Below are 25,850 nucleotides of genomic sequence, written 5' to 3' on the forward strand. Positions count from 1 at the left end.
ACCAGCTCTACACACCGATATTGCCAACATAAATGTCAGCGGAGCGTACCAAAGTCAATGGAGGCCATTAATTTCAGAATGGGACAGCCCGACTGCCGGAGGCGTCTTCGCGCAGTATCAGAGAAGAGCGGCGACCCCTTGTCCGGTGACATAGAGCCCGACCACGATCACGAAGACGGCAAAGATCTTCGACAGAAGCTGCTTCTCGCCGGAGAGCCGCCCGGCAAGGCGCTGGCCCAGAAACGCCCCCACCGCCCCGCCGCCGATGAGGAAGGCGGCGACCCGCCAATCCACGAGGCCGGACAACGCATAGCTGGTGGAGGTGGTGAGGCCGAACACCGTCACCGAGACCAGCGAGGAACCGACCGCATTCAGGATCGGCATGGCGGTGACCGTGATGAGGCCCGGCACGATGAGAAAGCCGCCCCCTATGCCGAAAAAGCCGGACAGCGCGCCGACACTCAGGCCTGCCCCCGCCAGAGGCGGCAGCAGGCGGGGCGCGGAGGCCGTATCGAGATGCACATCGGGATTGCCGCCATCGGACCGGCGCAGGAACATCGACGCGCCGATGCCGATCATCAACAGGCCGAACAATGCCAGCAACGTCTCTCCATCAACCATCTTGCCCACCCAGGCGCCCAGCGCCGCGCCTGCGATGCCCGACCCGGCAAAAACGCTTGCACAGGGCCATTTGACGGTGTGCGCCCGCGCATGCATCGCAAGGCCGAAGGCGGCATTGACCGCGACGGCGAACGCACTCGTGCCGATTGCCAGATGCGTGGAGCCGACCCCGACCACATAGACAAGGAGCGGCACGGCCAGAATCGACCCGCCGCCGCCGATCAGGCCCAGGGTGAGACCGATCAGAACGCCGGAAAAGACGGCCAGTATGTCCGGGGTGAGAAGTTCCATTGTCGAGTGCCTGCCCGAGAGTGATTTGCCCTACATATTAGATATTTCTAATCTTTATTCAAGGCAGAGACTCCCCGGCCTTAGTTCACCTTTTGGCTCTCGGGCCTGTGACGATTAGAGTGGGCCGCAAATCGGCGCGAAAAAAGGGGCGACTCGGGGCCATGAAGGAAAAAGAACTCAGGCTGGCGCTGGTCTGTTATGGCGGCGTATCGCTGGCGGTCTACATGCATGGCGTCACCAAGGAGGTACAAAAGCTCCTGCGTGCCTCGGCCATGTTCCATAGCGAGCCGGACCACGCGAAGCGCCAGACGCTGAGCTATCAGGACATCAACACCGATACGGCGCGCGAAACCGATACAGAGCCGCTCTATTTCGAATTGCTGCAGGCCATCGGCCAGTCTCTCGATCTGCGCGTTTTCGTCGATACGATCGCGGGAGCGTCGGCGGGCGGCATCAATGGCGTCTTGCTGGCACGCGCCATTGCACATGACCTGCCGATGGACAGCCACCGCAAGATGTGGCTGGAAATGGCCGACATTACCGCGCTGATGGACGAGGAGCATATAGCGGGGCCATGGAGCAAGCTCTTCATGAAGCCCTTCTTCTGGCGCTTCACGGACAAATGGCTAACCCGGTATGCCCCCGAATTCGAGATGCGGGAGAAACTGCAGCTCTTCACCCGGTCGCGCTGGTTCGAACCGCCCTTCTCCGGCAAACTTCTCACCGGCATGCTGCTGGACGCCTGCGAGGCGATGGGCGAACCGGCTTCGCCGGACGCCTCGCTCATTCCCACCGGGCACAGGCTCGACCTCATCGTTTCCGTCACCGACTTTCATGGCTACAGCCAGTATATCCCGCTGCATGATCCGGTTTCGATCAAGGAGCGCGAACACCGCCATGCGCTCAAATATTCCTATATCCACTACCCGACCGGCGGCATGCGCAGCGATTTCGACATGGCTCACGTACCCGGGCTGATTTTCGGCGCGCGGGCGACCTCGTGCTTTCCCGGCGCCTTCCCCCCGGCGCGTATCGTCGAAATCGACGAGCTGATGGTCGAACGCGAACAGCAATGGCCTGCCCGCGAGGCCTTCATCCAGAGCAATTTCCAGCCACTGATCGCAGCCGGTGTCGATCCGGTGAGCGCGTCTTTCATCGATGGCAGCGTCCTCAACAACAAGCCCTTCGCGGAGGCGATCTCATCGGTACGCGGACGCCCCGCCTATCGCGAGGTGGACCGGCGCATGGTCTATATCGACCCCGACCCCAAGGGCGGCAAAGTGGAACGCGGCGGCGCACCGCCCGGGTTCTTCCAGTCGATCATCGGCGCGGCATCCGAAATTCCGCGCAACCAGCCCGTGCGCGACGAACTGGCCTCGCTCCACGAACTCTCCGAACGGGTACGCCGCTACCGCCAGATCGTTGCCGCCGCCAGGCCGCATGTAACCCGCCGCGTGAAGGCGCTCTTCGGCAGCGCAACCGAAGCGGAAGGGCTGACCAAGGATCAACTAGTGGAAATGCGCGAGCGCGCGAATGTCGCCGCAGCGGTGGAGGCCGGCTATTCCTATGACGGCTATATCCAGCTGAAGGTGGCATCCGTTCTCGACCAGATCACCGATGCCGTGGCGGAGATGAGCGGCGCGGTGCATCACCCCAATGAAAGGCTCGCGCTGGCGCGCACGGTGGAACAATGGGCCGGCAATGAGGAAATCTTCCCCGTTGAGTGGACCGCCATCCCCGGCGAGAACAGCGCGCCCTCCAAGCGCGACGCCTGGGTCCGCTTCCTGCGCGATTTCGACATCAATTTCCGCATTCGCCGGTTGCGCTTCGTCATCCGCCGGCTCAACGAACTTTACGAACAGCACAGCGAGGATGACGGGCCGGGCATCGAAGCCCTCGATAACTTCAAGACCTCGCTTTATGGCTGTCTGGAGGAGTACCAGTCCGTCGCCGCGTCACGCATGCGGATGCCGGAGCTGCAACGCATCTGCCGCGCCATTTATGACGACGGCATTGCCGAGACGCATGAAATCGAAACGCTGATGGCAAGGCTCGGACCGGCGCTCAAGCTGATCGAGATCGATACGGATGTCGACGAGGTCTTCGCGCGAGACGCCGCACGGCTGGAGCCTGCCTGCCGCTACGAACTCGTCGAATCCTATGTCGGCTTCTCCTTTTTCGACGTGCTCACCCTGCCCCTCAACAAATGGCAGAACCTCGACGATGTCGACACGATCCTGGTGGACCGTATCAGCCCGGAGGATGCGACCGCGCTTCGCCAGGGCGGCGCGCAGGCGACGCTGATGGGCCGCGAGCTGGGATATTTCGCGGCCTTTTTCAGCCGCAAGGCGCGAGAGAACGATTATCTGTGGGGACGGCTCCACTCGGTCGAAAGGCTTGTCGACATCGTGGCGAGCGCCGCGCCCCATGCGATCGAGCAATCCGGGATCGATCTCACGCAGCTCAAAGCGCGGTTGCTTCGGGCCGTCCTGGAGGCTGAAAAGCCGCATCTGCCCCGCGTCGAGGGGCTGATCTTCGAATTGAAGCGCGATCTCAATATGCGCTATCGCGACGACGAGGCGCCGCCCGCCGGAACGCAGGAAAATCCCTTCCGGCGGACGACACGAAAAGATGAAAGCGCGTCTGACTGATCAGCCTTTACCGATCTCGACGTGGCGCCCCCTGGGCTTGCCGTCTTTGCCTTTCGGCATCGTTATTTTCAACACACCTTTATCGAAGGTGGCGCTGATTTTTTCTTCATCCACTGAAGATGGCAGTGTGAAGCTTCGCTCGAAGCTGCCATAGCGACGCTCCACGACGCGGGCATTGTCTTCTTCGCTTTGCTTTTCGTATTTCTTCTCGCCCTTGAGGATCATCATCCCGTTGTCGACGATGAGTTCGACATCCTGCTCGTCCATCCCCGGCAGTTCGGCGGAGAGCGTGAACTCCTTTTCCGATTCATGGATGTCGATCTGAGGGGTAATCCTGCCCGCGCCGAAATGCCCGAGCGACGGCGTGTCGAAAAGGCTGAGCGGGCGGCCGAAAGCACGGTCCAGCATGGAACTCATCTCTTCGCGGAAGGCCGAGAACGGATCGCTGGGGAACTGGGAGGCAGGGCTTTTGCCCGACTTCTTGCTGACTTCCTTCGCCATTTTTCTTCTCCTGTCATTCGCCCTGAATGCAAGAAAACGGCAGCCGAAACGTCGCACCGGCTGCGCGTTTCAAAGATAATATCTGTCCGAAACGCTACAAGAGACCACAGCTCTTGCGCATCGCCTCATTCGAGGAGACCGCGCGTTCCGGCGCCTTGATCCAGCTCAATATGTCGCTCCAAACGACCTCGCGTTCCTTGTCGCGCAGCAGCATATGCCAGCCGCGCTCGAAGCAGAGGAAGGAAAAGGCCGGATCGTCCGCCGCGAGCGCCCCCACCGCATGCGCCGTGGGCGGACGAGGTACCAGCTCGTCTTTCGCGCCATAGAGGTAAAGGACCGGCACGGATATTTTCGGCGCCGCCTCATAGGCACCGTCCATCAGCCCCACAAGGCCATAGACCGTCGCAATGCGCGTTTCCTTGATGACGAGCGGGTCGCGTCCCAGCCCGCGCAACATCTCGATATTGTCGGACGGCATGATGCCGAGCCCCTGCCCCGTCAGACGCCGGTCCGGGGCGACATGCGCCGCCGTCCAGAGCACCGACCGGTAGAGAAGGTTCATGGAGTGCCAGCCCCATACCGCGGGCGCGGCAAGGATGAGCCCGTCGATTTTCGGCGCATCGGGGCTTGCTGCGAGGTTCATCGCCACCGCGCCCCCCATGGAGGCCCCCATCACATAAAGCGGCAGGCCGGGATGGCGGCTCCGCAACAGCCGAACCATGGTGGCCGCGTCGCGCACCATCGTCTCCTTGCCGGCCCAGTAGCCATGCCCCGGCGCGCGCCCGAAGCCCCGCTGGTCATAGGCATAAAGCGTGATGCCGTGCCCAGCGAACCAGGCCCCCGGTCCGGGGGGCGCAAAAGCGTTCGAATAATCGTTGAAGCCGTGCAGTGCGAGGATGACAGCATGGGGCCTGTCGGCCTTGAACGCCCGCACCGGCAGCCAGGCACCGTCCGCCATGCGCGCGGCGAGCCCGGCTCCCGTTTGCGTCAGGACGGGCGTCATCGCCGACGGGCCGACCGTCATGCGGGTCGGCGCACAGGCTGCGAGAAGAGCGGCGGCGATCAGAAAAAGAAGCGGTCGGAGGCGGTGCATATCCGCACTCTACCCCCGACCGCCAGCTCGTTTAAGGGCTCAGAACGTGAGAGCCGCCTGAATGTAGAAGCTCCGGCCCGGCTCGTTCACCTGCACCACCGCCGGGTCGAACCCGTTGGAGCGGCTCAGATAGCTCGCATAGGTCTGGTCGAGCAGGTTGGACACACCGCCCTTGAGTTCCAGACCGGTGACGGGCTTCCAGCTTGCAAAGAGATCCAGCACCACATGGCCGGGCGTCTCCTGCGCGTCGAGGCCGGAACCCGTCAGCGGATTCGTGTCGGCCCGGGTCTGGTTTGCCGCCCAGCGCAGGCGCGTGCCTGCCTGCCAGACCGGCTGCTCATAGACGACTTCCAGCGAGCCGCTAAGCGGGGCGATCTGATAGAGCGGGCGACTGTCCGTCAGGTTGGCGCCATAGGTGTAGGACGCCGTGGCATTCGTCTTCCAGTTCTCGGAGAAGCGATAGCTGCCGGACAGATCGACGCCCGCCAGTTCGGCATCCACATTGCGATAGATGCTGGCGCCGTTGGACATCAGGATGCCCGCCTGGCCACGCGCCGTGTCGCGGCTGATGAAATCGTCCACCCGGTCATACCAGATGCCGCCGGTGACGCCCCATGGGCCATTGCCCGCCGAGAGGCCTGTATCGATCTGGTAGTGCTTTTCCGGCTTGATACCGGGATTGCCGACCCAGCTATTCGCCCCGCCGTTGCGGACGATACCGCGTTCGGTCGCATCCGCCGTGCGGACGGCACGGGCCGCCCCGATCCAGCCGGAGATGCTGTCGTTGAAGTCATGTGTGACACGGGCCAGCGCACTCACATTGGTTTCTTCCCGGTCCGTGTCGGTGACGCCGTAGTAGGTGGCGTAGAGCTGCCGCGCAGTTATCGCGCCCATGCCGCCGGGCAGCCAGTCCGCCCGCTTCGCCTCCACCGAAACGAAATCAGCGCGAAGGCCCAGCTTCAGCGAGGTGCCTGCGTCCACCGGCGCCTCGTATTCGCCAAACAGACCGGTATCGCGGATGAACATATCCGGCCATGTGTAATTGGTGATGGTCACCGGCGCGCCGCCCATCATGTTGGATCGGCTTTCGGCGTTGCGGTTATTGGTGCGGTGATCCACTCCCAATGTCAGCACACCGCCCATGACATCAAGCCCGGCGGCAAGACGGCCGCCATAGGTGTCGGAATTGGCATCGGTCCGCATACGCATCATGCCCGGTGTGCGCAGCGAATAGTTGTCCATCAGATGTTCGACGAAGCTGCCATAGGCGGAGACTTCCAGCGTCGTGACAAGACTGCCTTCGTCGAAATTGTGATCGAGCGATGCCTTCACCGTCCGCGCCGCCGTCCAGGGGCTATCCATGCCGGCGCCCGCGAAGAGCGCATCCTCCACAATGTCCACATCGCTCGACAGCGAGAGGACGGAGTGGTTGCCATAGCGCCAGCCGGCTTCCAGCCCGCCGCCATACTGCTTGAAGGCGGAACGAACCTTGCGCCCGTCGCCATCTTCGTAGTTCTCGGCCTTTTTGGCATTTGCAAAGCCGCGCACATAGGCGCCGCCGAGACCGGCGCGTGCCTGCGCCGAGACATAGCGGGTCTCACCATTGCTCTCGATGCCGCCCTCGATACCGCCGCTCAGGCCGTCCGCGATGTCATAGGGGTCTGCTCGGTCGATGGTCACCGTGCCGCCCGGCGCAGGCGGGCCGTCCGTCACGCTCTGATAGCCGCGGGCCACCGTGACGACATCGTCAGGCAGCAATGCGGAAAGCGACGAGGGCGGATCCATGCGGTTGGGGCAGCCGCCGAACACATAGGCCCCGTCGGAAATGACGGCGATATTGTCCTGCGTCAGGCCGCGCATGGAAATTTCATTGCCGTGACCGCCGAGACGGCCCGACGTGACGCCTTCAAGGCGGGAGAGAAACTCACCGGCATCGCGCGGCGCCGGGCCGTTGGTGTCGGCGGGCGTCATCCTTTCGAGCGGACCGGGAAGCGCCTGATCGCCCTCGATGACGATGGGGCTGCTTGCCGGCTCCTCAGCCCGGGCATGGGTGGCGGGAACGGCAAAGGCGATGGCCAGCGCCGCGGGCGCAGCGGCGGCGCGCAACGCTGCGCGGCGCCCTGCACTGAAATGTGCGAGAGACATGATCTTTTTCCTGATGTGACTGAAGCGATAGGGGAAACAGCTTCAGGCAGCAGGAGGCCCCCTGGGCGGCAGCGGAGGCGAGGCTGTCTGCTCATGCAGGATGGCAATGTCGTTGCGGAGGTCGAGCGGTTCTCCCCCGCCGAAAATCGCATCCGCCACAGGCAGAGACGGCGACAGGAAAAGCGAGGCCGTGACCATCGGCGCGCAGACCGGCGACAGATGGTCCGCATTGTCCGTCTGATCGTCGAGCGGCTTTCCCGTGGCCGGGTCGAGCTTGATAATCTTGAGGCCCGCGCCCGTGCAAAGCACGATCCGGTCCTTGTAGAAGCCGGGGGCGAGGATTTCCGCGTCGTCGCCGGAGGCGTGGATCGCGGCAAAGCTCGGCAGAATGAAGGTGACAAGAAGGAGGGCGAGCAGAATACGCTGGGCGGGGAAGCCGTGGCTTCCCTTCCCTCCTGCGCGCACAGTCTTTCTGCCAGCGGATAAACGCATGCCGTCCCCCATCGGATTGTCTACTAGGGAATGGCAGGGAGTTTGTCAAAGCGGTCGCCGGTGGCGCGTCGTCGCACCCGGCGTCAAAGATGGGCTCAAAGCCGGGCGCGGACCTCGGATTTGAGCACCGGCAGCAATTCCGACTCAAACCACGGGTTTTTCCGAATCCAGGCATTGTTCCGCCAGGAGGGATGCGGCAGCGGGATGGCTCCGGGCCCGTATTCGCGCCAGTTCATGACGGTTTCCGTCAGGCTTTTGCGCTTTGCCGATCCCAGATGCCAGCCTTGCGCATATTGACCGACCAGCAGGAACAGATCGATCTGCGGCAGATGGTCGAAAAGCCGTGCCCGCCACTGCTCCGCGCATTCCGGCCGGGGCGGCAGATCGCCGCCTTTTGCGTCCTGCCCCGGAAAGCAGAACCCCATGGGCACGATGGCGATGCGGGAAGTGTCGTAGAACTCCTCCTCGCTGACGCCCATCCAGTCCCTGAGCCGGTCGCCGCTGGGATCGGTGAACGGTACGCCGGACGCGTGAACCCGCGTACCCGGCGCCTGCCCCGCAACACAGATGCGCGCCGTGGCGGAGACGCGCAGCACCGGACGCGGCTCATGCGGCAGCGGGACCTTGCGCGGATTTTCAACGCAGACGCGGCAGGCCCTGATTTCGTCCGTCAGCCTGTCCAGCGCACCGGGCATGGAGGTCAGCTCGCATCCTTGATGAGGTTGCGGCCGATGATGACCTGCTGCACCTGGCTGGTGCCCTCATAGATGCGGAAGATGCGCACGTCGCGGTAGAAGCGCTCGATGCCGTAATCGGCCACATAGCCCGCCCCGCCAAAGACCTGCACTGCGCGGTCGGCCACGCGGCCCACCATTTCCGAACAGAAGAGCTTGCAGCAGGAGGCGAGCGTGCCGACATCCTCGCCCGCATCGCGGCGGCGGGCGGCGTCCATCACCATGCAGCGGCCTGCATAGGATTCGGTCTTGCTGTCGGCGAGCAATGCCTGCACGAGCTGGAGGTTGCCGATGGGCGCACCGAACTGCTTGCGCTCGGCGGCATAAGCGACCGATTCCTCGACCAGCCGGTCGGAGACGCCGACGCAGACGGCAGAAATATGCAGGCGGCCGCGCTCCAACACCTGCATGGCGGTGACGAAGCCCTTGCCTTCTTCATCGCCCAGCAGGCACTCGGCCGGGATGCGCGCGTCGTCGAACACCACGTCGCAAATATGCGCGCCCTGCTGGCCCATCTTCTTTTCCGGCTTGCCGATATGGATGCCGGGGCAGTCGGCCGGCACGATGAAGGCGGAAACACCCTTGGCGCCCGGCGTGGAGGGATCGGTGCGCGCCATCAGGGTGAAGAGACCCGCCTTGTTCGCATTGGTGATGTAGCGCTTGGTGCCGTTGACGATGTAGTGGTCGCCGTCGCGGATCGCCGTCGTCTTGAGCGAGGCGGCGTCGGAGCCCGCCTCGGGCTCGGTCAGCGCGAAGGAAGCGATCACCTCGCCGCTGGCGATCTTCGGGAGCCAGTATTCCTTCTGCTCCTGACGGCCATGCATCACGATGCCCTGGCTGCCGATACCGACATTGGTGCCGATGACCGAGCGGAAGGCGGGAGAGGTCCGGCCCAGCTCGAACATGAGCAGGCACTCTTCCTCCATGGTGAGACCGAGGCCGCCATATTCGGTCGGCACGGAAATGCCGAAAAGGCCCAGTTCCGCCATCTCTGCGACGATTTCCGCCGGTACTTCGTCGTTTTCGGACACCTGGGCCTCGATCGGGCGCAGGCGCTCCTCAACGAAGCGGCGGACGGATGAGATGAGCTGTTCGCGGGTTTCGGCGTCGAGGGCCATGGCGTTCCTGCTTCCCTGAAATCTGTTGTCTGGCGGGTTGGGCAGGAATTTAGGTCAAGGCCTCGACAGGGTCAAAGCAAGGGTCGTGAAGGGCGCCGGGGCCAGCGGCCTCCGGCTCAGAAAGAGAGGGGGTCGTCGTCCAGGAAGTCGCACCTGTCCACGTCGTATTTCATCGAGCAGCCCAGGATGCGATTCGTCCGATAGCCGTCATAGGACAGCGGCATATAGACGCCTTCCGTCCTGACCACCTTGTCGCCGGCCACCTGCATGGTGCCCGCCGCGGCAAACGGACGGCGCTCCGCAGCGATATAGCTGTAGAAGCTGAACAGTTCCTGATTGAGATTCGGATTGTCGGGATAAGCCTCGAGCACACGCCTGCCGCCGCTGTTCACGCCGAAACTGATGGCTACGTTTTCGCCGAAAAGACGGTAAGTGAGATCGAAGGGATCGTGATCGACCTGCAGAACCAGCAGGTAGGGCATGAGGCGGGCGAACTCGGCAGGCCTCAGATCGTCAGGGCTCGGCATGAGACGGTCGCCGCGTTTGGCTTTCCAATAGGAGAGCATCTTGAGACAGATCGGCTCATTCAGCTCACGGAGCCGAATGAACGAGACGCCGTGAACCCGTTCGAGTTCGCTTTGTCCGATTTCGCGCTGTTCAGTTGCCGCCGCCATTTTAGCCCGCCAGACCTCGGTGCATTTCGACCGGATGCCGCAGGGAAATTCTTCCCCAAATGCGCTAAGAAAGTGTTGAGAGCTGCGTGCGGAATATGGATTCAGTTGCCGGAAAAGATACTCCGTTCGGTCAGGGCATAGGATGAGCAGCAGAATATGCGGTTCGTCCTTGTATCGTCATAGGACAGCGGCATGTAGAGCCCCTCAAAAGGGACTTTTGCACCCGACCGGCTGTTCAGCACACCGCCCGCCGCATAGGGGCGTTTGTGTTCCGCCACGGCACGAAAAAGCTCGAACATCATCGATCCCAGGCCCGGATTCGTCTCGTTCAGCGCGCGCACCTTCAGCCCTCGAAAGGGACCGCCATGCACCTCGGCGATATCCTCGCCCAGGATGCGATAGGTGAGATCGAATTCCGGCTCCCAATGAACTTCGACGATCTGGAGGTGAGGCAGGAAACGCGCGAACTCGGACGGTCGCAGATCGTCGGGGCTCGGCATCGACCGGTCTCCCCGCTTCTCTTTCCAATAGTCGAAGACCGACAGCACGACAGGATCCTTCAACGACTTGAGACCGATTAGCCTCGCGCCGTCCTGTCCCGCTTCTTTCGTGAATTTGTCAGGATCGTAGTCAGCCATACTCAAATTACCCGGATACCGCTCTTCCGCCTCGAGGACTTCTGGAAGGCTATACTTCCTGCTAAAAGCCCCTCCATCGATATCACAAACTCCGGACAATTGTTCATCTCATGAATGTAAATTCAAACCGGCTTGCCGGATACCAGACATGGGACGGCCATGATCCGTTCGAGGATCATGCAGGGCCCTTCTATTTCCGCAAGACCGAAGACGGCGAGGTCGCTTGCGCTTTCGAGGCGACGGAAAAGCACTGCAATGGCGGCGGCTTCCTGCATGGCGGTCTGCTGATGACTTTCGCCGATTTCTCGCTTTTCGCGATCGGCGAAGCGGCACTGAACGGTCCCGCCGTTACCGTCTCCTTCAATGCGGAATTCACCGCCGCCGCCACGGCCGGCGACTTCATCGAGGCGCGCGGCGACATCGTGCAGAATACCGGCAGCATGGTGTTCCTGCGGGGACAGGTTTTCACGCGCAAGGAAATCGACGGCGATTTGCGGGAACTGCCCCTGCTTAATTTCAGCGGGATCGTGAAAAAGCTCAGAAAGAAACCTATATGAAGGGTCGCTACGACCCGGTGGAGGAAACATGGTCAGCCTGAGCGTTCTCGATCAATCCCCGATCCGCAAAGGCGGCAACGCTGCGGAAGCTCTCGCCAATACGATCGAACTGGCGAAACATGCCGACAAGCTCGGCTATGCGCGCTACTGGATGGCCGAACACCACAACACGAAATCCTTCGCCGGCTCCGCGCCGGAAGTGCTGATCGCGCGTATCGCGGCGGAAACGTCCCGCATCCGTGTCGGGTCCGCGGGCGTGATGCTGCCGCATTACAGCCCACTGAAAGTCGCCGAGTGCTTCCGCCTTCTGGAAACGCTCTATCCCGGGCGCATCGACCTTGGCATGGGCCGCGCACCGGGCGGGGACATGCGCACCACACGCGCCTTGCAGCCGGGTCCGCAGGCCTATGACATCAGCGTCTTTCCGCAGCAGGTGGAACTGCTGATCCAGTTCCTGGAGGATTCCAACGGGCTGGCGGGCGAGAATGGCGGTTTTCCCTCCGAGCACCCCTATCTCGGCATTCATGCCTCTCCGCGCGGCCCCGGCATGCCCGAACTCTGGATGCTCGGCTCGGGCGGCGACGGCGCGGCCATCGCGGCGCAGTTCGGCATGGCCTATAGTTTCGCCCATTTCATCAATCAGGATGCAGGTCCGGGACCGATCGACCTCTACCGGAAGGCGTTTCGTCCGTCGCGTCACCTTTCTTCCCCGCATGCCTCTATCGGCGTCTCCATCACGGTGGCCGATACGGAAGAGGAAGCCCAGCGCATCGCCTCTTCGCGCAATCTCTGGGTGATGCATCTGCTGCAGAACCGGGCGGGCGCTTTTCCCTCCGTCGAGGAAGCGCTTTCCTATCCGTATACGGAAGATGACAAGCTGATGCTGGAAGGCATCAAGCAGCGCGGCATCACCGGATCGCCGGAACAGGTCCGCGCAAAGCTACTGCAGATGGGCGAGGAATATGGCGTGGACGATTTCGTGATCCTCACCATCACCTATGACCAGAAGGATCGTTTGCGCTCATACGAGCTTCTGTCGGAGGCGTTTGCCCTTCAGGACGCGGGCTGAGCTCCTGCGCCCTACCCCTTCGCAGCCTGTCTTGCGAGCTTCTTTTCCAGCGCGGTCCTCAACCGGACCTGCCGTTCCTTGGTAATCGGATAGCGTGAGATTACCAGGATCGAGGCAAGCCAAAGCACAAGCGGCACCAGGCAATACATGGCCAGCAGCGCAAAAAGGGCCGTTGATGAATTGTGGTCGGATTGCGGATTGAACCCCGCCCATGAAATGACCGGCAATGCGATCCCCACGCCCACGGCCTCGAAGATTTTCCGTACCATCGACATGAAGGAAAAGAGAAAGGCCGTGCGCTGCTCGCCATTGCGCAACGTGTCGAGATCGACGACATCGGCCATGATCGAGGCGCCCATGATCGGTGCTGCGCCGATCGTGATCCCTTGCAGCAGCGTGATACCGAGCAGGCACCAGAAAACAAGCTCCGGCGCTTGCGGCTTCACCCAGTAGATGACGACGGGCACACAGGCGAAGGCGGCCATGGAGATGACCCCTGCCACGACGATGGCCATGTGCTTGCCGATGCGCCCGCCCAGCGTCACCCAGAAGGGGGACCCCACGACGCCCGCGGCGAAAAGCGCAAAAATGAGGATGGTTCCGGCTTTACCGATCCCGGCCAGATGTTCGTAGAACAGGATCGCGACACCGGCATTGATGGAACCGGCCAGCGCGCCGAGGCTCGAGGTCACCAGGATCAGGCGGAAGGGGCCGTTCTTGAGGGCCTTGCGCACACCGCTGGCGAAGGGCACGTGTTTGTATTCATGCGGTGTCGGTTCCGGCACGTAACGAAAAAGCACGAAGGTGCAGACCGGAAGCAGCAGCACGGTGAACCATGCGAGCGGAGCCATGGCGGCTTTCGACGCCGCGCCATCCTGCTCGCCCGCCATGAAAGCGCCGATGATCGGCAGCGTGATCGCGATCAGGAGCCCCGCCAGCAGAAAGATTTCCCGGCTGCCGGTGATGCGGTTGCGCGCGTGGTACTCCGTCGCGAGTTCTGCGCCCCAAGCCCCATAGGGAATCGTGATGAGGGTGAAGCCGAAATAGATCGCGCAGATCCACAAGAGGAGATAGCCCGACGAGACGGCGCCCATGGGAGCGAACAGCATGACCGCGGAGACCATCATCACCGGCACCCCGGCAAGGATCCATGGGCGGCGGCGGCCCCAGCGCGTGCGCGTCCTGTCGGAAAGGCGGCCGATCAACGGGTCCGTCACCACATCGCTCAGCCGCGCCAGCATGAGGATGAATCCGACCAGGGCGAGATCGATCCCCAATGTCTGCGAATAGAAAGGCGGAATATAAATGGCGACCGGCAAGCCGATCACAGCCAGAGGAACGACGATCTGCCCATAGGCGATCAGCCGGCCCCTGCTCGGCCCGGTTTCTTCTTCCGGCGTCATATCTCCTCCCTCTTCGTACCGCTCTCCCAAGCGGTTTAGTAAGTAACTATTACTAATTTAACAGCCTACTGCAAGCAGCGGAAACTGAACGACGGCTCTCCATCCGGTTCAGCTTGCGTTCAGGTGACGGATCCTAAGGTGCCTACATCCAACGGGTCACAGCCCCCCAGCCAGTGACCCAGGGTCAGGGTTCCCGCCGGGAAGCGCTCGCTACCGGCAGGAGCACTCAGGGCGGCGTCCATTCCGTACCCCGTGGGCGCCGTCCTTTGTGCACCTGTCCTCCTCCCGGCGGCCTTATGCGGCCGCGCTCGGGCGCGCAGAAACCCGCTTGTGCCAGCCGCGCAGGTTTTCAGCCTCTTCCGGCATTTCCAGCCCCGTAAACCCTGCGAAATCGACTGTGCAGAGCGCTGCGACATCGGCCATGCTGTAGCTGTCGCCGCTAATGAATTCCCGGGAGCCGATTTCGCCGTCCAGCCAGTTGAAGGCCTTCGCGGCGGCTTCCCTGTTCGACTCGCCGAAATCATTGAACTGCTTCACCACCCTGGCGGTAAACGGATGCGCGTGGCGCCAGAAATTTCCCACCGGCCCCATCACGATGAATTCCACGCGCCGAAGCCACATATCGACCGCGGCCTTTTCCAGCGCATTTCGGCCGAAGAGCGGATTTTCGGGATTAAGTTCTTCCAGATACCGGCAGATGGAGATGCTCTCGCAGATGGTCGTCCCGTCATCCAGTTCGAGAACCGGCGTCTGGCCCAGCGAATTCTTCTGCAAAAAGGCGTCGGACTTGTGCTCGCGTTTTGGAATCGAGACCTCTTCCAGCGGCAGGTCGATGCCCTTTTCGGCGGCAAAAATGCGCACGCGGCGCGGATTGGGCGCCGGCATGGCGGAATTATAGAGCTTCAAGACAGTTCTCCCTGTTGATCGCCTGGCGCGGCCTCCTCCTGCCGGTCAGGTCACGATGCCGATAATGGCGCCTGTCATGGATGTCGCGAGCGTGCCCGAAACGAGCGAGCGCAAGGCCAAGGACACGATTTCCGCACGCCTTTCCGGCACCATGGCCGTCATGCCGCCGATCATGATTCCCACCGACCCGAAATTGGCGAAGCCGCACATGGCGTAGACCATGATGAGGGTGGAGCGCGGCGACAAGGTTCCCGGGGCCAGATGGCCCAGATCCACATAGGCGATGAATTCGTTCAGGATCGTCTTTTCGCCCATGAGCTGCCCGGCCGTCTGCATCTCGCTTACAGGCACGCCCATCAGCCAGACGAGCGGCGAGAACACCCAGCCCATGATGCGCTGCGCGGTGAGCGGCATACCTGCCACGTCGGGTAGAAGCCCCAGCAGGATGTTTGCCAGCGCCACTAGCGCCACCATGACGACCAGCATGGCCATGATGTTGAGCAGCAGCTTCAGCCCCTCCATCGTGCCCTGCGTCACCGCATCCATGCTGCTCTCATATTCCAGATAGGGCACGTCGTCGCCCACGCCGGTCGGCACCTCGCCATGCTCCTCGGGCAGCATGACCCGGGCAATCAGGATGGCGGCGGGTAACGAAATGAGCGATGCGACCAGAATGTGGCCCAGCGCGCCGGGCACCGTGTTCTGCAGGAAGCTCGCATAGAGCACGAGAACGGTGCCCGCCACGGTGGCGAGCCCGACCGTCATCACCATGAAGAGTTCCGACCGGGAAAGCTTCTGCAGATAGGGCCGGATGAGAAGCGGCGCCTCCACCATGCCGAGCAGGGCGTTGGCGGCCGTGGCGAGCCCCACCGCCCCGCCAAGCTGCATGGATTTCTGCAGGAGGGCCGAAAAGCCCTTCGTCACCCAGTCCAGCACCCGCCAGTACCAGAGCAGCGCGGAAAGCGCGGAAATAACCAGCACCAGCGGCAGCGCCTGAAAGGCCAGCGAATAGGCGTTGGCCGGGTCGGTGACCTCGAAGGGCGTTTTCCCGCCGCCCACATAGCCGAACACGAAGCTGGTGCCGGCCTGCGTGGCGTCGGTCAGGGCCGTCACCACGCCGTTCAGCGCCAATATGCCCTGTCGGGCCAGCGGCACCTTGAGGAGCAGCAGCGCCAGCCCGAGCTGGATCGCAATGCCGATCAGCACGGTCCCCAGCGGGAAGGACCGCCTGTTCTCGCTCATCACCCAGGCAAGCCCCACGATCGCGCCCAGCCCCAGGACGCTCTGCAAAATCCCCAGCGACATTCTGCCCCTCTTTCACACAAATGCGCGGGATCGCCCCCCGCCCCGCGCTCCGGCGACGGCCCTCGCTTGACCGTCTATGCCGCATTGTGCACAAAAGCGGTCAAATTCGGGAGCGGCCAGCCCAAAAAGCCGCGCCGAGGGCTTCAATGACCTTCACAGGACTTTCACAGGGAGACTCAACCGATGAGCATTCGTTTTGATGGCAAGGTAGCCATTGTCACCGGCGCCGGCGGCGGCCTGGGCCGTTCTCACGCGCTGGAACTTGCCCGTCGCGGGGCCAAGGTTGTCGTGAACGATCTCGGCGGCGACCGCACGGGCGCCGGCGGCTCGTCGGACGCGGCCAACAAGGTCGTCGAGGAAATCAAGGCGGCCGGCGGCGAAGCCATCGCCAACGGCTCCTCCGTGACCGACGACGAAGGCGTGGCCAACATGGTCAAGCAGACCGTCGACGCTTTCGGCCGCATCGATATCCTGGTCAACAATGCCGGCATCCTGCGCGACAAGAGCTTCACCAAGATGGAAATCGGCGACTTCCAGCTCGTGGTCGATGTGCACCTGATGGGCACGGTCAAGCCGACCAAGGCTGTCTGGCCGATCATGAAGGAACAGGGTTACGGCCGCATCATGGTCACGACCTCCACCTCGGGCCTTTACGGCAATTTCGGCCAGACCAATTACGGCGCGGCCAAGCTCGGCGTTGTCGGCTTCATCAACACGCTGAAGCTGGAAGGCCAGAAGGACAACATCCGCTGCAACGCGCTGGCGCCGGTTGCCTTCACGCGCATGACCTCCGACCTGTTCCCGCCGGAAGCCGAGCAGATGTTCACGCCGGAAAGCGTGTCGCCGGGCGTGATGGTGCTGGTGTCGGAAGATGCGCCGACGGGCACGATCCTGCTGGCAGGCGCAGGCGTCTTCTCCGCCGCGCAGATCATGGAATCGGAAGGCGTGTTCCTGGGCCGCGAAGGCCTCACCGCCGAGAAGGTTCTCGAAAACTGGGAAAAGATCACCGACATGAAGGGCGCCCAGCCGTACTTCATGGGCGGCGAGCAGACCGGCAAGGTGCTGAAGCTCGCCACCGAAGACTGATTTCTCTTTCGGTCGCAAGACGGACCCCCGGCCTCACGGCCGGGGGTTTTTCGTTTCAGTCGGCACTAACAGCAAGACCGCTCCGCGCGTTCCGCCTCACGGCAAGCGACACCATTGCGCCCGCCGCGCAAAATCCCAGCGTGGCCGCTATCGCCTCCATGCCGTAGACGAGATAGAAGTGCTTGCAGCCCTCCACCAGCGCGATCCCCACGAACATGAAGACCGTGTTGATGAAAGCGGCGACCGCGCCCTTGCTCGATCCCGGCACGGCGAAAAGCGTGCGGCGCATGAGGCCGCCGAAGCCGATCCCCATACCGAAGGAACTGATCGTGACGCCGGGTATGAGCCAGCGAAAATCCTGGTTTCCCCAGGTCAGCGCCACGGCCAGCACGGCGCCGGTCGTGATGCAGGAAATGGATATGGCGATCAGCCGCTCGATTTCGACGCGGTAGACGATCTGGGAGAGCAGCAGATTGCCGCCGACCAGGCCTGCAAAAACGGGCAATTGCCATAGCGCATAGGATAGCGGCGTCAGCCCCTGCCTCTCGATCAGGCCGATGGGGCTCAACGCAATCCAGATCATCAGCATGCCGAAGATGAAGCCGAGCGCGAATGAACCGGACAGCAGTTCCCGGTTCATCAAGCACCGCCGGTAGCCCCGCAGCGTGCGGACGATATGGAAGCGGAAGCTCAATGTGCGCTGACGCGATTTCGGCATGCTCTTCCAGAGCCCCGCAAAGGCGACAAGCGATACAAGGGCGATGAGAAGGAAGATCACCCGCCAGGAGAACACCGTTACGACGAGTGCACCCGCCACCGGGCCGAGAATGGGGGCGAGCAGCGACACATTCGCCATGAGCGAGATGGTGCGGACCGCGCGCTTTTCCTCGAACGCTTCCTGAATGGCCGGATAACCGACCGCCATGGTGAAGGCGCCGCCCGCCCCCTGCACCGCGCGCAGCAGGATGAACTGCCACATGCTTTCGACCGCCATGCCTGCAAAGCAGGACAGTGTGAAGATTACGACACCCGCGAGAAAGACCGGCCGCCGCCCGAGCGCATCCGAAAGCGGGCCCAGCAACCATTGCGTGCCGATATTGCCCATCAACGCCGCAGACAAGGCGAGCGAAATCACGCCGACGGATTGCGCACCGAGGTCATGTGCCACGGCGGGCATGCCGGGCATGATCATGTCGTTCGAGATGAAGGTCGCAAACTCGAAGAACACGACCGACAGGGGAAACAGGACACCGATGACCGGCGCCGGACGAGATTGAGCAGTCATTTTATGAGAATCACTTTTTCCGCTTTATGCGGAGGGAGCAACATCCACCGGAAAGGCGGACCGCGACACCCCGAAACACGAACTGAATCGTGACCGGAGCGCTCTTAGCGAGCGGCTGGACGAACTATCCGAATGTTGGATGCATTACGCATCGGTCATACTCCCGAAAGGACGGCACAGCTTAATGCCGCAATAAGTCTTGTGGCAAGCCCCGGTTTGCCATTGGCCCCCCTCTCCCTATAGTTCAACCATGCCTTTTCGACATATTCGTTTCTTCGCGGTTCTGCTGATCGCTACCGCCGCTCTTTTTGCCAGCTCCTCGCACGCCGCGGCCTGCGAACTCAAACGGCCTGTGATGTTCGGCGGGCTCGACTGGGATTCCAACGCCTTCCATACCGCGGTCGCGCGCATCATTCTGGAGCGCGGATATGGCTGCAAGACAGATGTGCTGCCCGGGTCGGCACTGCCGCTTCTGACCGGGCTTTCCAATGGCGATATCGACGTGCTGATGGAAGTCTGGCGCGACAACGTCACCAAGCCGTGGAATGACGCGCTCAACGCCGACAAAGTCGTCTCACTCGGCACGAATTTCCCCGACGCCATACAAGGCTGGTATGTGCCGCGCTATGTGATCGAGGGGGATCCGGCACGCGGCATAGAGCCCATGGCGCCCAACCTCCACTCCGTCGAAGACCTCAAGCGATATACCAAGCTCTTCCGCGATCCGGAGGAGCCGGGCAAGGGCCGCTTCTACAATTGTATTCTGGGCTGGACCTGCGAGGTGGTGAACACCAAGAAGCTCAAAGGCTATGGGCTCGACCGCTACTATACGAATTTCAGACCGGGCACCGGCGCCGCGCTGGCCGCCGCCATCTCGTCCGCCTATCAACGCGGCAAGCCCATCCTTGCCTATTATTGGGGTCCGACCTGGATCCTCGGCAAATACGATCTCGTCAAGCTGAAGGAACCGCCCTACAGCAAGGCCGCATGGGAAGCCTTCAACGACGATCCGGTGCATAACCCGCCCGTCGCCTATCCGAAAGTCGAAGTTATCATCGGTGCCAATGCGAAATTCGCAAAGGAAGCACCCGAGATCGTCGCGTTTCTGCGCAACTATCAGACAAACAACCAGATGGTGAGCCAAGCGCTTGCCTATATGCAGACGCACAAGGATGCAGGCGCGACAGGGGCGGCGGAACATTTCATCGCGACACGCGGTGACATATGGCGCAAATGGGTGCCGCCCGAAATCGCCGCGCGCATTTCCGGCGAACGCAAAGCGAAGGCGAAAAGCTTTCCCCTCACCTTTCAGCGCCCGATTGAAGACTGGGTGAACAAGGCGATGAAGCAGTTCGTCGCCAAATATGGCGATGCATTCCAGGCGGCAAGTTCCGTCATGCTGACCCTGATCCTGACAGTCGAACAATTGTTCAGCCTGCTGCCCTGGTGGCTTTTCATTCTACTGGTCGCAGGCGCCGCATGGCATGCCTCGCGCGGGGTTATATTACCCGCTGTGCTGTCCGGCACGCTCCTGCTGATCGGGTTTCTGGGGCTTTGGGATCTGGCCATCCAGACACTCGCCCTCATCGTCATTTCGGTCGGCATTTCCGTGCTGATCGGCGTACCGATAGGCATAGGGCTCGCGCAGAACGACATGGCACGGCGTATCGTACGGCCCGTGCTCGATGCGATGCAGACCATGCCGAGTTTCGTCTATCTCATCCCGGCGCTGATGCTGTTCGGGCTCGGCAAGGTGCCCGCCGTCTTTGCCACCGTCATCTATGCCATGCCGCCGCTGATCCGGCTTGTCGATCTGGGCCTGCGCGGTGTCGACGAACGTCTCGTCGAGGCCGCCGCCGATCTCGGCGCAGATAACAAACGGCGTCTCCTCGACATCAAGCTGCCGCTGGCGCTCCCCAACATCATGGCGGGCATCAACCAGACCACCATGATGGCGCTTTCCATGGTTGTGATCGCTTCCATGATCGGCGCGCGCGGGCTCGGCGAGGAGGTGTTGCTGGGTATTCAGCGGCTCGATATCGGACGGGGCCTCATCGCGGGCGTCGCCATCGTGGCGCTCGCCATCGTCTTCGACCGCATTACGCAGGCTTACGGCGGACAGCAGGACGCGGCGCCGCGCTAGCGGGACGCCGGTGATAGGTCAGCGCCATCGACAGGCACATCGCAAGCGGCTCTTTCGGCAGCGGGCCCGACACATTCAATAGAATGGCGCGATTTCCCTGATACTCGAATGCTTCAGGAAATTGGCTCCTGAAGGTATCGACCAATGTCGTCCGGCAATTCACGAAGACGGCGCATCGCCCTTCCATCGCGCGCGGTACGCCGAGCCTGATGGTGGTGCCGCTGCCGCTTGCCTCCGTCAAATAGGCCGGCTCGCCCCATTTGAGGGTCTCCGTTAGCGGGCCGACACCATCCGTCTCGGCCGCCGTCTTGAAAATCAGACGGCGCACCTGGAGAAGCCGCTCGCGAACCGACGCGGGATAATCGTCGAATACTGCCGCCACTTCGGCGGACATAGCGGGAAGCGTTGTTGCGCGGGTCATGCGAGATACTTCTCCATCCGCCACATGGCATCTTCAAGATAGCCGATGACGGAGCCTTCCGGCGAGTCGGCAAGCTGCGCGACCTGCCAGCCCTGTTTCTCGTAGAACGCCCGCGCGCGGTCATTGCCGACACGGCAAAGCAGAAAGAGCTGTTTGTGCCCCGCCTCGCGCATGGCCGTTTCGGCGCGCTCGATAAGCTCGGCGGCAAGCCCTCCCCCATAGACACCCGGTAAGACAAATAGCTGATAGAGCTCGTTTTCCTGCCACGACACGAGGCCCACCGGCTCACCCTCCTTGCGGGCGATCAGGCAGTCCGGCAGCAGTTTGGCGGCACGGGCTTCGAAATAGGTCTGATCCGGCTCTTTGCCGAAGCTCAACGCGGCGTGGCTTTCGTACCAACTGTCCTTCCAAACGAAAGCGAGCGCCGGAATGTCTCCGGCGCTCGCCCGTTCGATGTCGAATGTGCCGTCCAACTCAGAGGCCGAGCACGGCCTTCGCCATGATGTTGCGCTGAACTTCGTTGGAGCCGGCATAGATCGAGGCCTTGCGCAGCGAGAAGTAGTAAGGCGCTGCGGTGAAGGCGCCCTTGGGGCCCACTTCCGGTTCGTTCGTCTCGATCATGCCATTTGCAACGGTCGGCGCCGCATAGTCGCCCAGCACTTCCACCATGAGGTGCGAAATGGCCTGCTGCAGCTCGGTGCCGCGGCATTTCAGGAGCGAGCTTTCCGGACCGACATTGCCGCCGATGGACAGAGCCGAGAAGATACGCAGCTCGGTATATTCCATCGCCGTGATCTGGCTTTCGAGGTCGGCGCATTTGGCGCGGAAGGTTTCATCCTCGGCGAGCGGCTTGCCGTCCACCTCGATGTCCTTCGCCATCTCGCGCACTTCTTCCAGCGCGCTGTAGAGGCCCGGCGAATAGGGATTGCCGCGCTCGAACTCGAGCAGATATTTGGCGTAGGTCCAGCCCTTGTTCACTTCGCCGATCAGGTTTTCCTTCGGAACCTTCACATCCTCGAAGAAGACCTGGTTCACTTCCTGGTTTGGCGCGGGCGTGCCGTCGAGGCAGACGATGGGATCGACGGTGATGCCCGGCGTCTTCATGTCGATGAGCAGGAAGGAAATGCCCTGCTGCGGCTTGCCCTCATTGGAGGTGCGCACAAGGCAGAAAATCCAGTCGGCCCATTGCGCGACCGAGGTCCAGATCTTCGAGCCGTTGACGAGGAAATGATCGCCCTTGTCCTCGGCCTTGGTCTTGAGCGAGGCCAGGTCGGAGCCCGAGCCCGGTTCGGAATAGCCCTGGCACCAGAGGACGTTCGTTTCCAGGATGTCGGGGAGGAAACGCTTCTTCTGCTCTTCCGTGCCGAACTTCATGATGACGGGCGCCACCATGGTCGGACCGAAGGGAATGGTGTGCGGCACACCGGCGCTGCCCATCTCCACGTTGAAGATGTATTTCTGCGACTGGGTGAAGCCCGGCCCGCCATATTCCTGCGGCCAGTTCGGTGCCAGCCAGCCCTTCTTGGCGAGCGACTTCTGCCACTGCACATGGGCTTCCTTGGTGATGTAGCCATGCTTGGAGCGCGCATGCAGTTCGCGCATCTCCTGCGTGTAGTGCTCTTCAATGAACTGGCGGACTTCCTGACGGAACGCCTCGTCCTTTTCGCTGAATGCCAGATCCATGAGTTACTCCCTTCGGATATCGAAGGGGCGCCGCACCCGTGCGGGCCGCACCCCTTGCAAAGCTGTTAGCTCAAATAGGGCCTTACTCGACCTTGTCCAGGAACTGGAGGTCGGGCTTGCCTGCGAGCGTCGCACCCAGCGCGGGGAAAGCGGCCTGGAAATATTCCGACTTGCCATGCGCTTCCAGGTCGGCCTGAGAGGCGTACTGCTCATAGATGTAGAATGTCGTGGGCTCGGATTTGGACCTGAACAGATCGTACTGCAGGCAGCCCTTCTCATTGGCCTTCACCTTCTTGGCCAGGTCGCTGAACACACTCTCGAATTCGCTTTCCTTGCCGGGCTGAACCTTCATCGTGGCCAGAATGCCGATCACACTCATTTTTCGCTCCCATCCTGTTTATCTGTTTGTTGTTGCGGGAACTTTAGGCTCTCCGCCGTCCCGCTTCAATCGATTGACCTGCCCAAAGACGGACATTTCAGGGCTCATCCGTGAACAAGCCCCCCGATCCGCCCCGCGTCGGCCTCATTCGCCCCGGTAGCTGGGGTCGCGCTTCTCGAAAAAGGCGTCCAGCGCCTCCTTGTGGTCCGACGTGTGGTGGGCGAGCGCCTGCATGGAGGCGGAAAGCTCCATGATGTTGTCGAAGCTCACCATCATGCCCTGACGCAGAAGCTGCTTGGTCATGCGCAGCACATCGGGCGCCTGCCGGGCCATTTTGGCCGCCACCTCCCGCGCGCGGTCCATCAATTGGTCGCCGGGCACGACTTCGGAGACGAGGCCCCATTCCTTCGCAGTCGCCGCGTCGATCGTGTCGCCGGTGTAGAGCAGCTCGGAGGCTCGGGCCATGCCGACGATACGCGGCAGGAGCCAGGCCCCGCCATCGCCGGGAATAAGGCCGATCTTCAGAAAGGTCGCGCCGAAGACCGCCTTGTCGGACGCGATCCGCGTATCGCAGAGGCAGGCGACGTCATTGCCGAGGCCGATGGCCGGGCCGTTCACCGCCGCGATGACCGGCACTTCGATCCCCCAGACGGATTTGACGATGCGGTGGATACCGTTGCGGTAGCGTTCGCGAATATGGACACCCGGGCCGCCGAAGCCATCGCCGCCCTCGCGCATGGCCTTCACATTGCCGCCCGCCGAAAAGGCCTTGCCCGCCCCTGTCAGGATCACGCAGCGCACATCCCTGTCGGCGTTGATCGCCGCCACGGCTTCGGTGAAGTTTCCGGCATCCTCCGGCGCGCCCAGCGGGTTGCGGGCTTCGGGCCGGTTGATGGTGAGTGTGACAACCGGGCCTTCCTTTTCGAACAGCAGCGCTTCGCTCATAACGGGCCTTTCTTCCTCAAAGTTTTCGTTTCCGTTTCTTACGGTCCATTTCGGTGCGGAGACTGTGCCGCAAATAGCGCCATTAACCAACTCGCAGAAAGCCTTGTTAACAGATTTCCGTCACTCTCAATGCGATTCAACAAAAGGAGGCCTCGTCCGGGCAATGGGACGCGGCCGGGCAACGAGGTGGGCATGTCGGAGATTTCGGGACAGCGCCCGGACCAGGCGCATATGCCCGGTTCGGGAACAATGCCGTCTTTCGGCCTGTTGGCGCGCCTGTCCAGCTTCTATCGCGCTCACAAGCTCGACGCCCCCCGACCGGACTCCGAGACCGAGTTCGCCCAGATGCGCATCGTCGCCGAAGCGCAGGATATGCCGCTCCCCTATGCGTTTCCCGTCCTCGCGGCCATATATGCCGCCAGCCTCATGGGGACGCTTGCCTGGCCCTGGCTCGTCGCACCCGTCCTCCTCACTTTTGTGTGCAACTGGTACAGCCTGCGAACGATCCGGGCGTTTCTCGCGGCCACACCGGGCCCTTCCGACATCGGCTACTGGCGGCGCAAATTCCTTTTCATCGGATTCTGCTATTCCTCCGCCGTTGCAAGCTTCGCCTGGTTCTTCTGGGTGCCGGACGATCCGATCCTTCAGACCTACCTGCTCTGCGTGATGGCGCTCGCGCTCGTCCCGATCGTGCTTATCAACTCTTCCTACCGGCCGTTGATTCTGGTCTGCATGCCGCCCATGGTGCTGGCCCTGACCGCCCGGCTTCTCCTCTATGGTGACGTCGCGCATTCGATCTTCGCCTTCATGCTGGTGATGTTTTCCGTGCTGGTCGTCCGGATCGCGACCAAGACCAACAGCTCGGTGATCGAGGCGATCCGGCTGAAGGGAGACAAGGACGCGCTGATCGACGAGCTCTACCAGGCCAAACGCGAATCCGACCGTGCGCGCGCCAAGGCCGAAGACGCCAACCGGGCCAAGTCGCAATTCCTCGCCAATATGAGCCACGAGCTGCGGACGCCGCTCAATGCCATCATCGGCTTTTCGGAGATGATGAGCACCGAATTGCTCGGCAAGCATGTCGTGACGAACTATCGCGACTATGCCGAGGACATCCATCGGTCCGGCCAGCACCTGCTCGGCCTGATCAACGATGTGCTGGACCTGTCGCGTATCGAGGCGGGCCGCTTCGAGATTTCCGAGGAGACCGTAACCATCCAGGGGCTGGCCGACGACAGCCGCCGCATTCTGGACATTCGCGCCCAGGCGCAGAAGATCGAGATCACGGAAGATATTCCCCCGCACCTTCCGCCCGTCCTGGCGGACGGACGTACATTGCGCCAGATCTGGATCAACATTCTGACCAATGCGATCAAGTTCTCGCCCGCCCACTCCACCGTGCATCTCTACGCCCATATCGACGAGGCGGGCGATCTTCATTTCGGTGTGCAGGACGAGGGGCCGGGCATTCCCGAAGGCGAGATCGACAAGGTCCTGGAGGCCTTCACGCAGGGCGCTTCCGGCATCGCCCAGCCCGGCACGGGCTCGGGCCTCGGCCTTGCCATCGTCCGCGGCTTGATGGAAGCCCATGGCGGACGGTTCGACCTCATCAGCCGGCCCGGTGAAGGGACGCGGGCAAATTGCGTGCTACCCGCATGGCGCCTCGACGCGATCAACCCCAGGGACCATCACCGCCGAAACGCCTGAGAC

At 62.2% G+C, this 25,850-nt stretch carries 24 protein-coding genes and 1 pseudogene; 7 read left to right on the plus strand and 18 right to left on the minus strand.

Annotation, left to right across the window (positions count from 1 at the left end):
* Positions 1 to 117: 117 nt before the first annotated feature.
* A complete protein-coding gene (locus ACSSVQ_RS04095) occupies positions 118 to 912 on the minus strand; it encodes a sulfite exporter TauE/SafE family protein (protein WP_454180945.1) in 795 nt (264 codons plus the stop codon).
* A gap of 161 nt (positions 913 to 1,073) precedes the next feature.
* Between ACSSVQ_RS04095 and ACSSVQ_RS04100 the strand changes: the two genes are divergently transcribed.
* The gene (locus ACSSVQ_RS04100; RefSeq protein ID WP_454180946.1) at positions 1,074 to 3,563 is read left to right on the plus strand and encodes a patatin-like protein; all 2,490 of its coding nucleotides are present in this window, start codon (positions 1,074 to 1,076) and stop codon (positions 3,561 to 3,563) included.
* Here the strand turns inward: ACSSVQ_RS04100 and ACSSVQ_RS04105 are convergent, their stop codons facing one another.
* The 8 genes from ACSSVQ_RS04105 to ACSSVQ_RS04140 all read right to left on the minus strand — a co-directional run bounded on the left by ACSSVQ_RS04105 (position 3,564) and on the right by ACSSVQ_RS04140 (position 10,958).
* Complete coding sequence (locus ACSSVQ_RS04105; RefSeq protein WP_454180947.1) at positions 3,564 to 4,064, minus strand: Hsp20/alpha crystallin family protein; 501 nt, start codon at positions 4,062 to 4,064, stop codon at positions 3,564 to 3,566.
* Between the two features lie 94 nt (positions 4,065 to 4,158).
* Positions 4,159 to 5,157, minus strand: a complete 999-nt coding sequence (locus tag ACSSVQ_RS04110; protein WP_454180948.1) for an alpha/beta hydrolase — start codon at positions 5,155 to 5,157, stop codon at positions 4,159 to 4,161.
* A 39-nt stretch (positions 5,158 to 5,196) separates the two neighbouring features.
* On the minus strand, positions 5,197 to 7,302 hold the full coding sequence (locus ACSSVQ_RS04115; protein WP_454180949.1) for a TonB-dependent receptor domain-containing protein: 2,106 nt from the start codon (positions 7,300 to 7,302) through the stop codon (positions 5,197 to 5,199).
* 42 nt (positions 7,303 to 7,344) lie between these two features.
* Positions 7,345 to 7,767, minus strand: a complete 423-nt coding sequence (locus tag ACSSVQ_RS04120) for a hypothetical protein (protein WP_454180950.1) — start codon at positions 7,765 to 7,767, stop codon at positions 7,345 to 7,347.
* A 122-nt stretch (positions 7,768 to 7,889) separates the two neighbouring features.
* Positions 7,890 to 8,489 (minus strand): uracil-DNA glycosylase family protein, encoded by a 600-nt coding sequence (locus tag ACSSVQ_RS04125; protein WP_454180951.1) that lies wholly within the window; start codon positions 8,487 to 8,489, stop codon positions 7,890 to 7,892.
* 5 nt (positions 8,490 to 8,494) lie between these two features.
* Positions 8,495 to 9,646, minus strand: coding sequence for an acyl-CoA dehydrogenase family protein (locus ACSSVQ_RS04130; protein WP_293323932.1), 1,152 nt, complete (start codon positions 9,644 to 9,646; stop codon positions 8,495 to 8,497).
* Between the two features lie 116 nt (positions 9,647 to 9,762).
* A complete protein-coding gene (locus ACSSVQ_RS04135; RefSeq protein WP_454180952.1) occupies positions 9,763 to 10,320 on the minus strand; it encodes a PAS domain-containing protein in 558 nt (185 codons plus the stop codon).
* 101 nt (positions 10,321 to 10,421) lie between these two features.
* Positions 10,422 to 10,958, minus strand: coding sequence for a PAS domain-containing protein (locus tag ACSSVQ_RS04140; RefSeq protein ID WP_454180953.1), 537 nt, complete (start codon positions 10,956 to 10,958; stop codon positions 10,422 to 10,424).
* Positions 10,959 to 11,068: 110 nt separating this feature from the next.
* Between ACSSVQ_RS04140 and ACSSVQ_RS04145 the strand changes: the two genes are divergently transcribed.
* Both ACSSVQ_RS04145 and ACSSVQ_RS04150 read left to right on the plus strand, forming a co-directional pair.
* Positions 11,069 to 11,515 carry a PaaI family thioesterase gene (locus ACSSVQ_RS04145; protein ID WP_454180954.1) on the plus strand — a complete coding sequence of 149 codons (447 nt, stop codon included), beginning with the start codon at positions 11,069 to 11,071 and terminating at the stop codon, positions 11,513 to 11,515.
* A gap of 28 nt (positions 11,516 to 11,543) precedes the next feature.
* Entirely contained in the window at positions 11,544 to 12,584 is a 1,041-nt protein-coding gene (locus tag ACSSVQ_RS04150; protein ID WP_293323941.1) for an LLM class flavin-dependent oxidoreductase, read from the plus strand.
* An 11-nt stretch (positions 12,585 to 12,595) separates the two neighbouring features.
* Here ACSSVQ_RS04150 and ACSSVQ_RS04155 read toward each other — a convergent pair whose 3' ends face one another.
* The 3 genes from ACSSVQ_RS04155 to ACSSVQ_RS04165 form a co-directional block, all read right to left on the minus strand.
* Positions 12,596 to 13,987 (minus strand): MFS transporter, encoded by a 1,392-nt coding sequence (locus ACSSVQ_RS04155; protein ID WP_454180955.1) that lies wholly within the window; start codon positions 13,985 to 13,987, stop codon positions 12,596 to 12,598.
* Positions 13,988 to 14,281: 294 nt separating this feature from the next.
* Positions 14,282 to 14,893 (minus strand): glutathione S-transferase family protein, encoded by a 612-nt coding sequence (locus tag ACSSVQ_RS04160; protein ID WP_454180956.1) that lies wholly within the window; start codon positions 14,891 to 14,893, stop codon positions 14,282 to 14,284.
* A gap of 45 nt (positions 14,894 to 14,938) precedes the next feature.
* A complete protein-coding gene (locus ACSSVQ_RS04165; RefSeq protein ID WP_454180957.1) occupies positions 14,939 to 16,198 on the minus strand; it encodes a NupC/NupG family nucleoside CNT transporter in 1,260 nt (419 codons plus the stop codon).
* A 183-nt stretch (positions 16,199 to 16,381) separates the two neighbouring features.
* On the opposite strand from ACSSVQ_RS04165, the gene ACSSVQ_RS04170 reads away from it, so the two are divergent.
* Complete coding sequence (locus ACSSVQ_RS04170) at positions 16,382 to 17,284, plus strand: SDR family oxidoreductase (protein ID WP_454180958.1); 903 nt, start codon at positions 16,382 to 16,384, stop codon at positions 17,282 to 17,284.
* A gap of 55 nt (positions 17,285 to 17,339) precedes the next feature.
* On the opposite strand, the gene ACSSVQ_RS04175 is transcribed toward ACSSVQ_RS04170, so the two are convergent.
* Positions 17,340 to 18,569 (minus strand): MFS transporter, encoded by a 1,230-nt coding sequence (locus tag ACSSVQ_RS04175; RefSeq protein WP_454180959.1) that lies wholly within the window; start codon positions 18,567 to 18,569, stop codon positions 17,340 to 17,342.
* A gap of 355 nt (positions 18,570 to 18,924) precedes the next feature.
* On the opposite strand from ACSSVQ_RS04175, the pseudogene ACSSVQ_RS04180 reads away from it, so the two are divergent.
* Positions 18,925 to 19,767, plus strand: a pseudogene (locus ACSSVQ_RS04180) (ABC transporter substrate-binding protein); the annotation flags it as partial.
* A gap of 144 nt (positions 19,768 to 19,911) precedes the next feature.
* Entirely contained in the window at positions 19,912 to 20,712 is an 801-nt protein-coding gene (locus tag ACSSVQ_RS04185) for an ABC transporter permease (RefSeq protein WP_454184644.1), read from the plus strand.
* Here ACSSVQ_RS04185 and ACSSVQ_RS04190 read toward each other — a convergent pair.
* From ACSSVQ_RS04190 to ACSSVQ_RS04210, 5 genes are all read right to left on the minus strand, one after another.
* Positions 20,669 to 21,133: a DUF1801 domain-containing protein gene (locus tag ACSSVQ_RS04190; protein WP_454180960.1), complete on the minus strand. Its 465-nt coding sequence runs from the start codon at positions 21,131 to 21,133 to the stop codon at positions 20,669 to 20,671. The genes ACSSVQ_RS04185 and ACSSVQ_RS04190 overlap by 44 nt on opposite strands.
* Complete coding sequence (locus ACSSVQ_RS04195) at positions 21,130 to 21,606, minus strand: GNAT family N-acetyltransferase (RefSeq protein ID WP_454180961.1); 477 nt, start codon at positions 21,604 to 21,606, stop codon at positions 21,130 to 21,132. Before ACSSVQ_RS04195 ends, ACSSVQ_RS04190 begins: the two co-directional genes overlap by 4 nt.
* A gap of 1 nt (position 21,607) precedes the next feature.
* A complete protein-coding gene (locus tag ACSSVQ_RS04200; RefSeq protein ID WP_454180962.1) occupies positions 21,608 to 22,816 on the minus strand; it encodes an acyl-CoA dehydrogenase family protein in 1,209 nt (402 codons plus the stop codon).
* 82 nt (positions 22,817 to 22,898) lie between these two features.
* Positions 22,899 to 23,195, minus strand: a complete 297-nt coding sequence (locus ACSSVQ_RS04205; protein WP_167094322.1) for a putative quinol monooxygenase — start codon at positions 23,193 to 23,195, stop codon at positions 22,899 to 22,901.
* Between the two features lie 144 nt (positions 23,196 to 23,339).
* Positions 23,340 to 24,140, minus strand: coding sequence for a crotonase/enoyl-CoA hydratase family protein (locus ACSSVQ_RS04210; RefSeq protein ID WP_454180963.1), 801 nt, complete (start codon positions 24,138 to 24,140; stop codon positions 23,340 to 23,342).
* Between the two features lie 192 nt (positions 24,141 to 24,332).
* Here ACSSVQ_RS04210 and ACSSVQ_RS04215 point away from each other — a divergent pair, with 192 nt between their 5' ends.
* The gene (locus ACSSVQ_RS04215; protein WP_454180964.1) at positions 24,333 to 25,847 is read left to right on the plus strand and encodes a sensor histidine kinase; all 1,515 of its coding nucleotides are present in this window, start codon (positions 24,333 to 24,335) and stop codon (positions 25,845 to 25,847) included.
* Positions 25,848 to 25,850: the final 3 nt, after the last annotated feature.

Source organism: Parvibaculum sp. MBR-TMA-1.3b-4.2 (assembly GCF_053628815.1).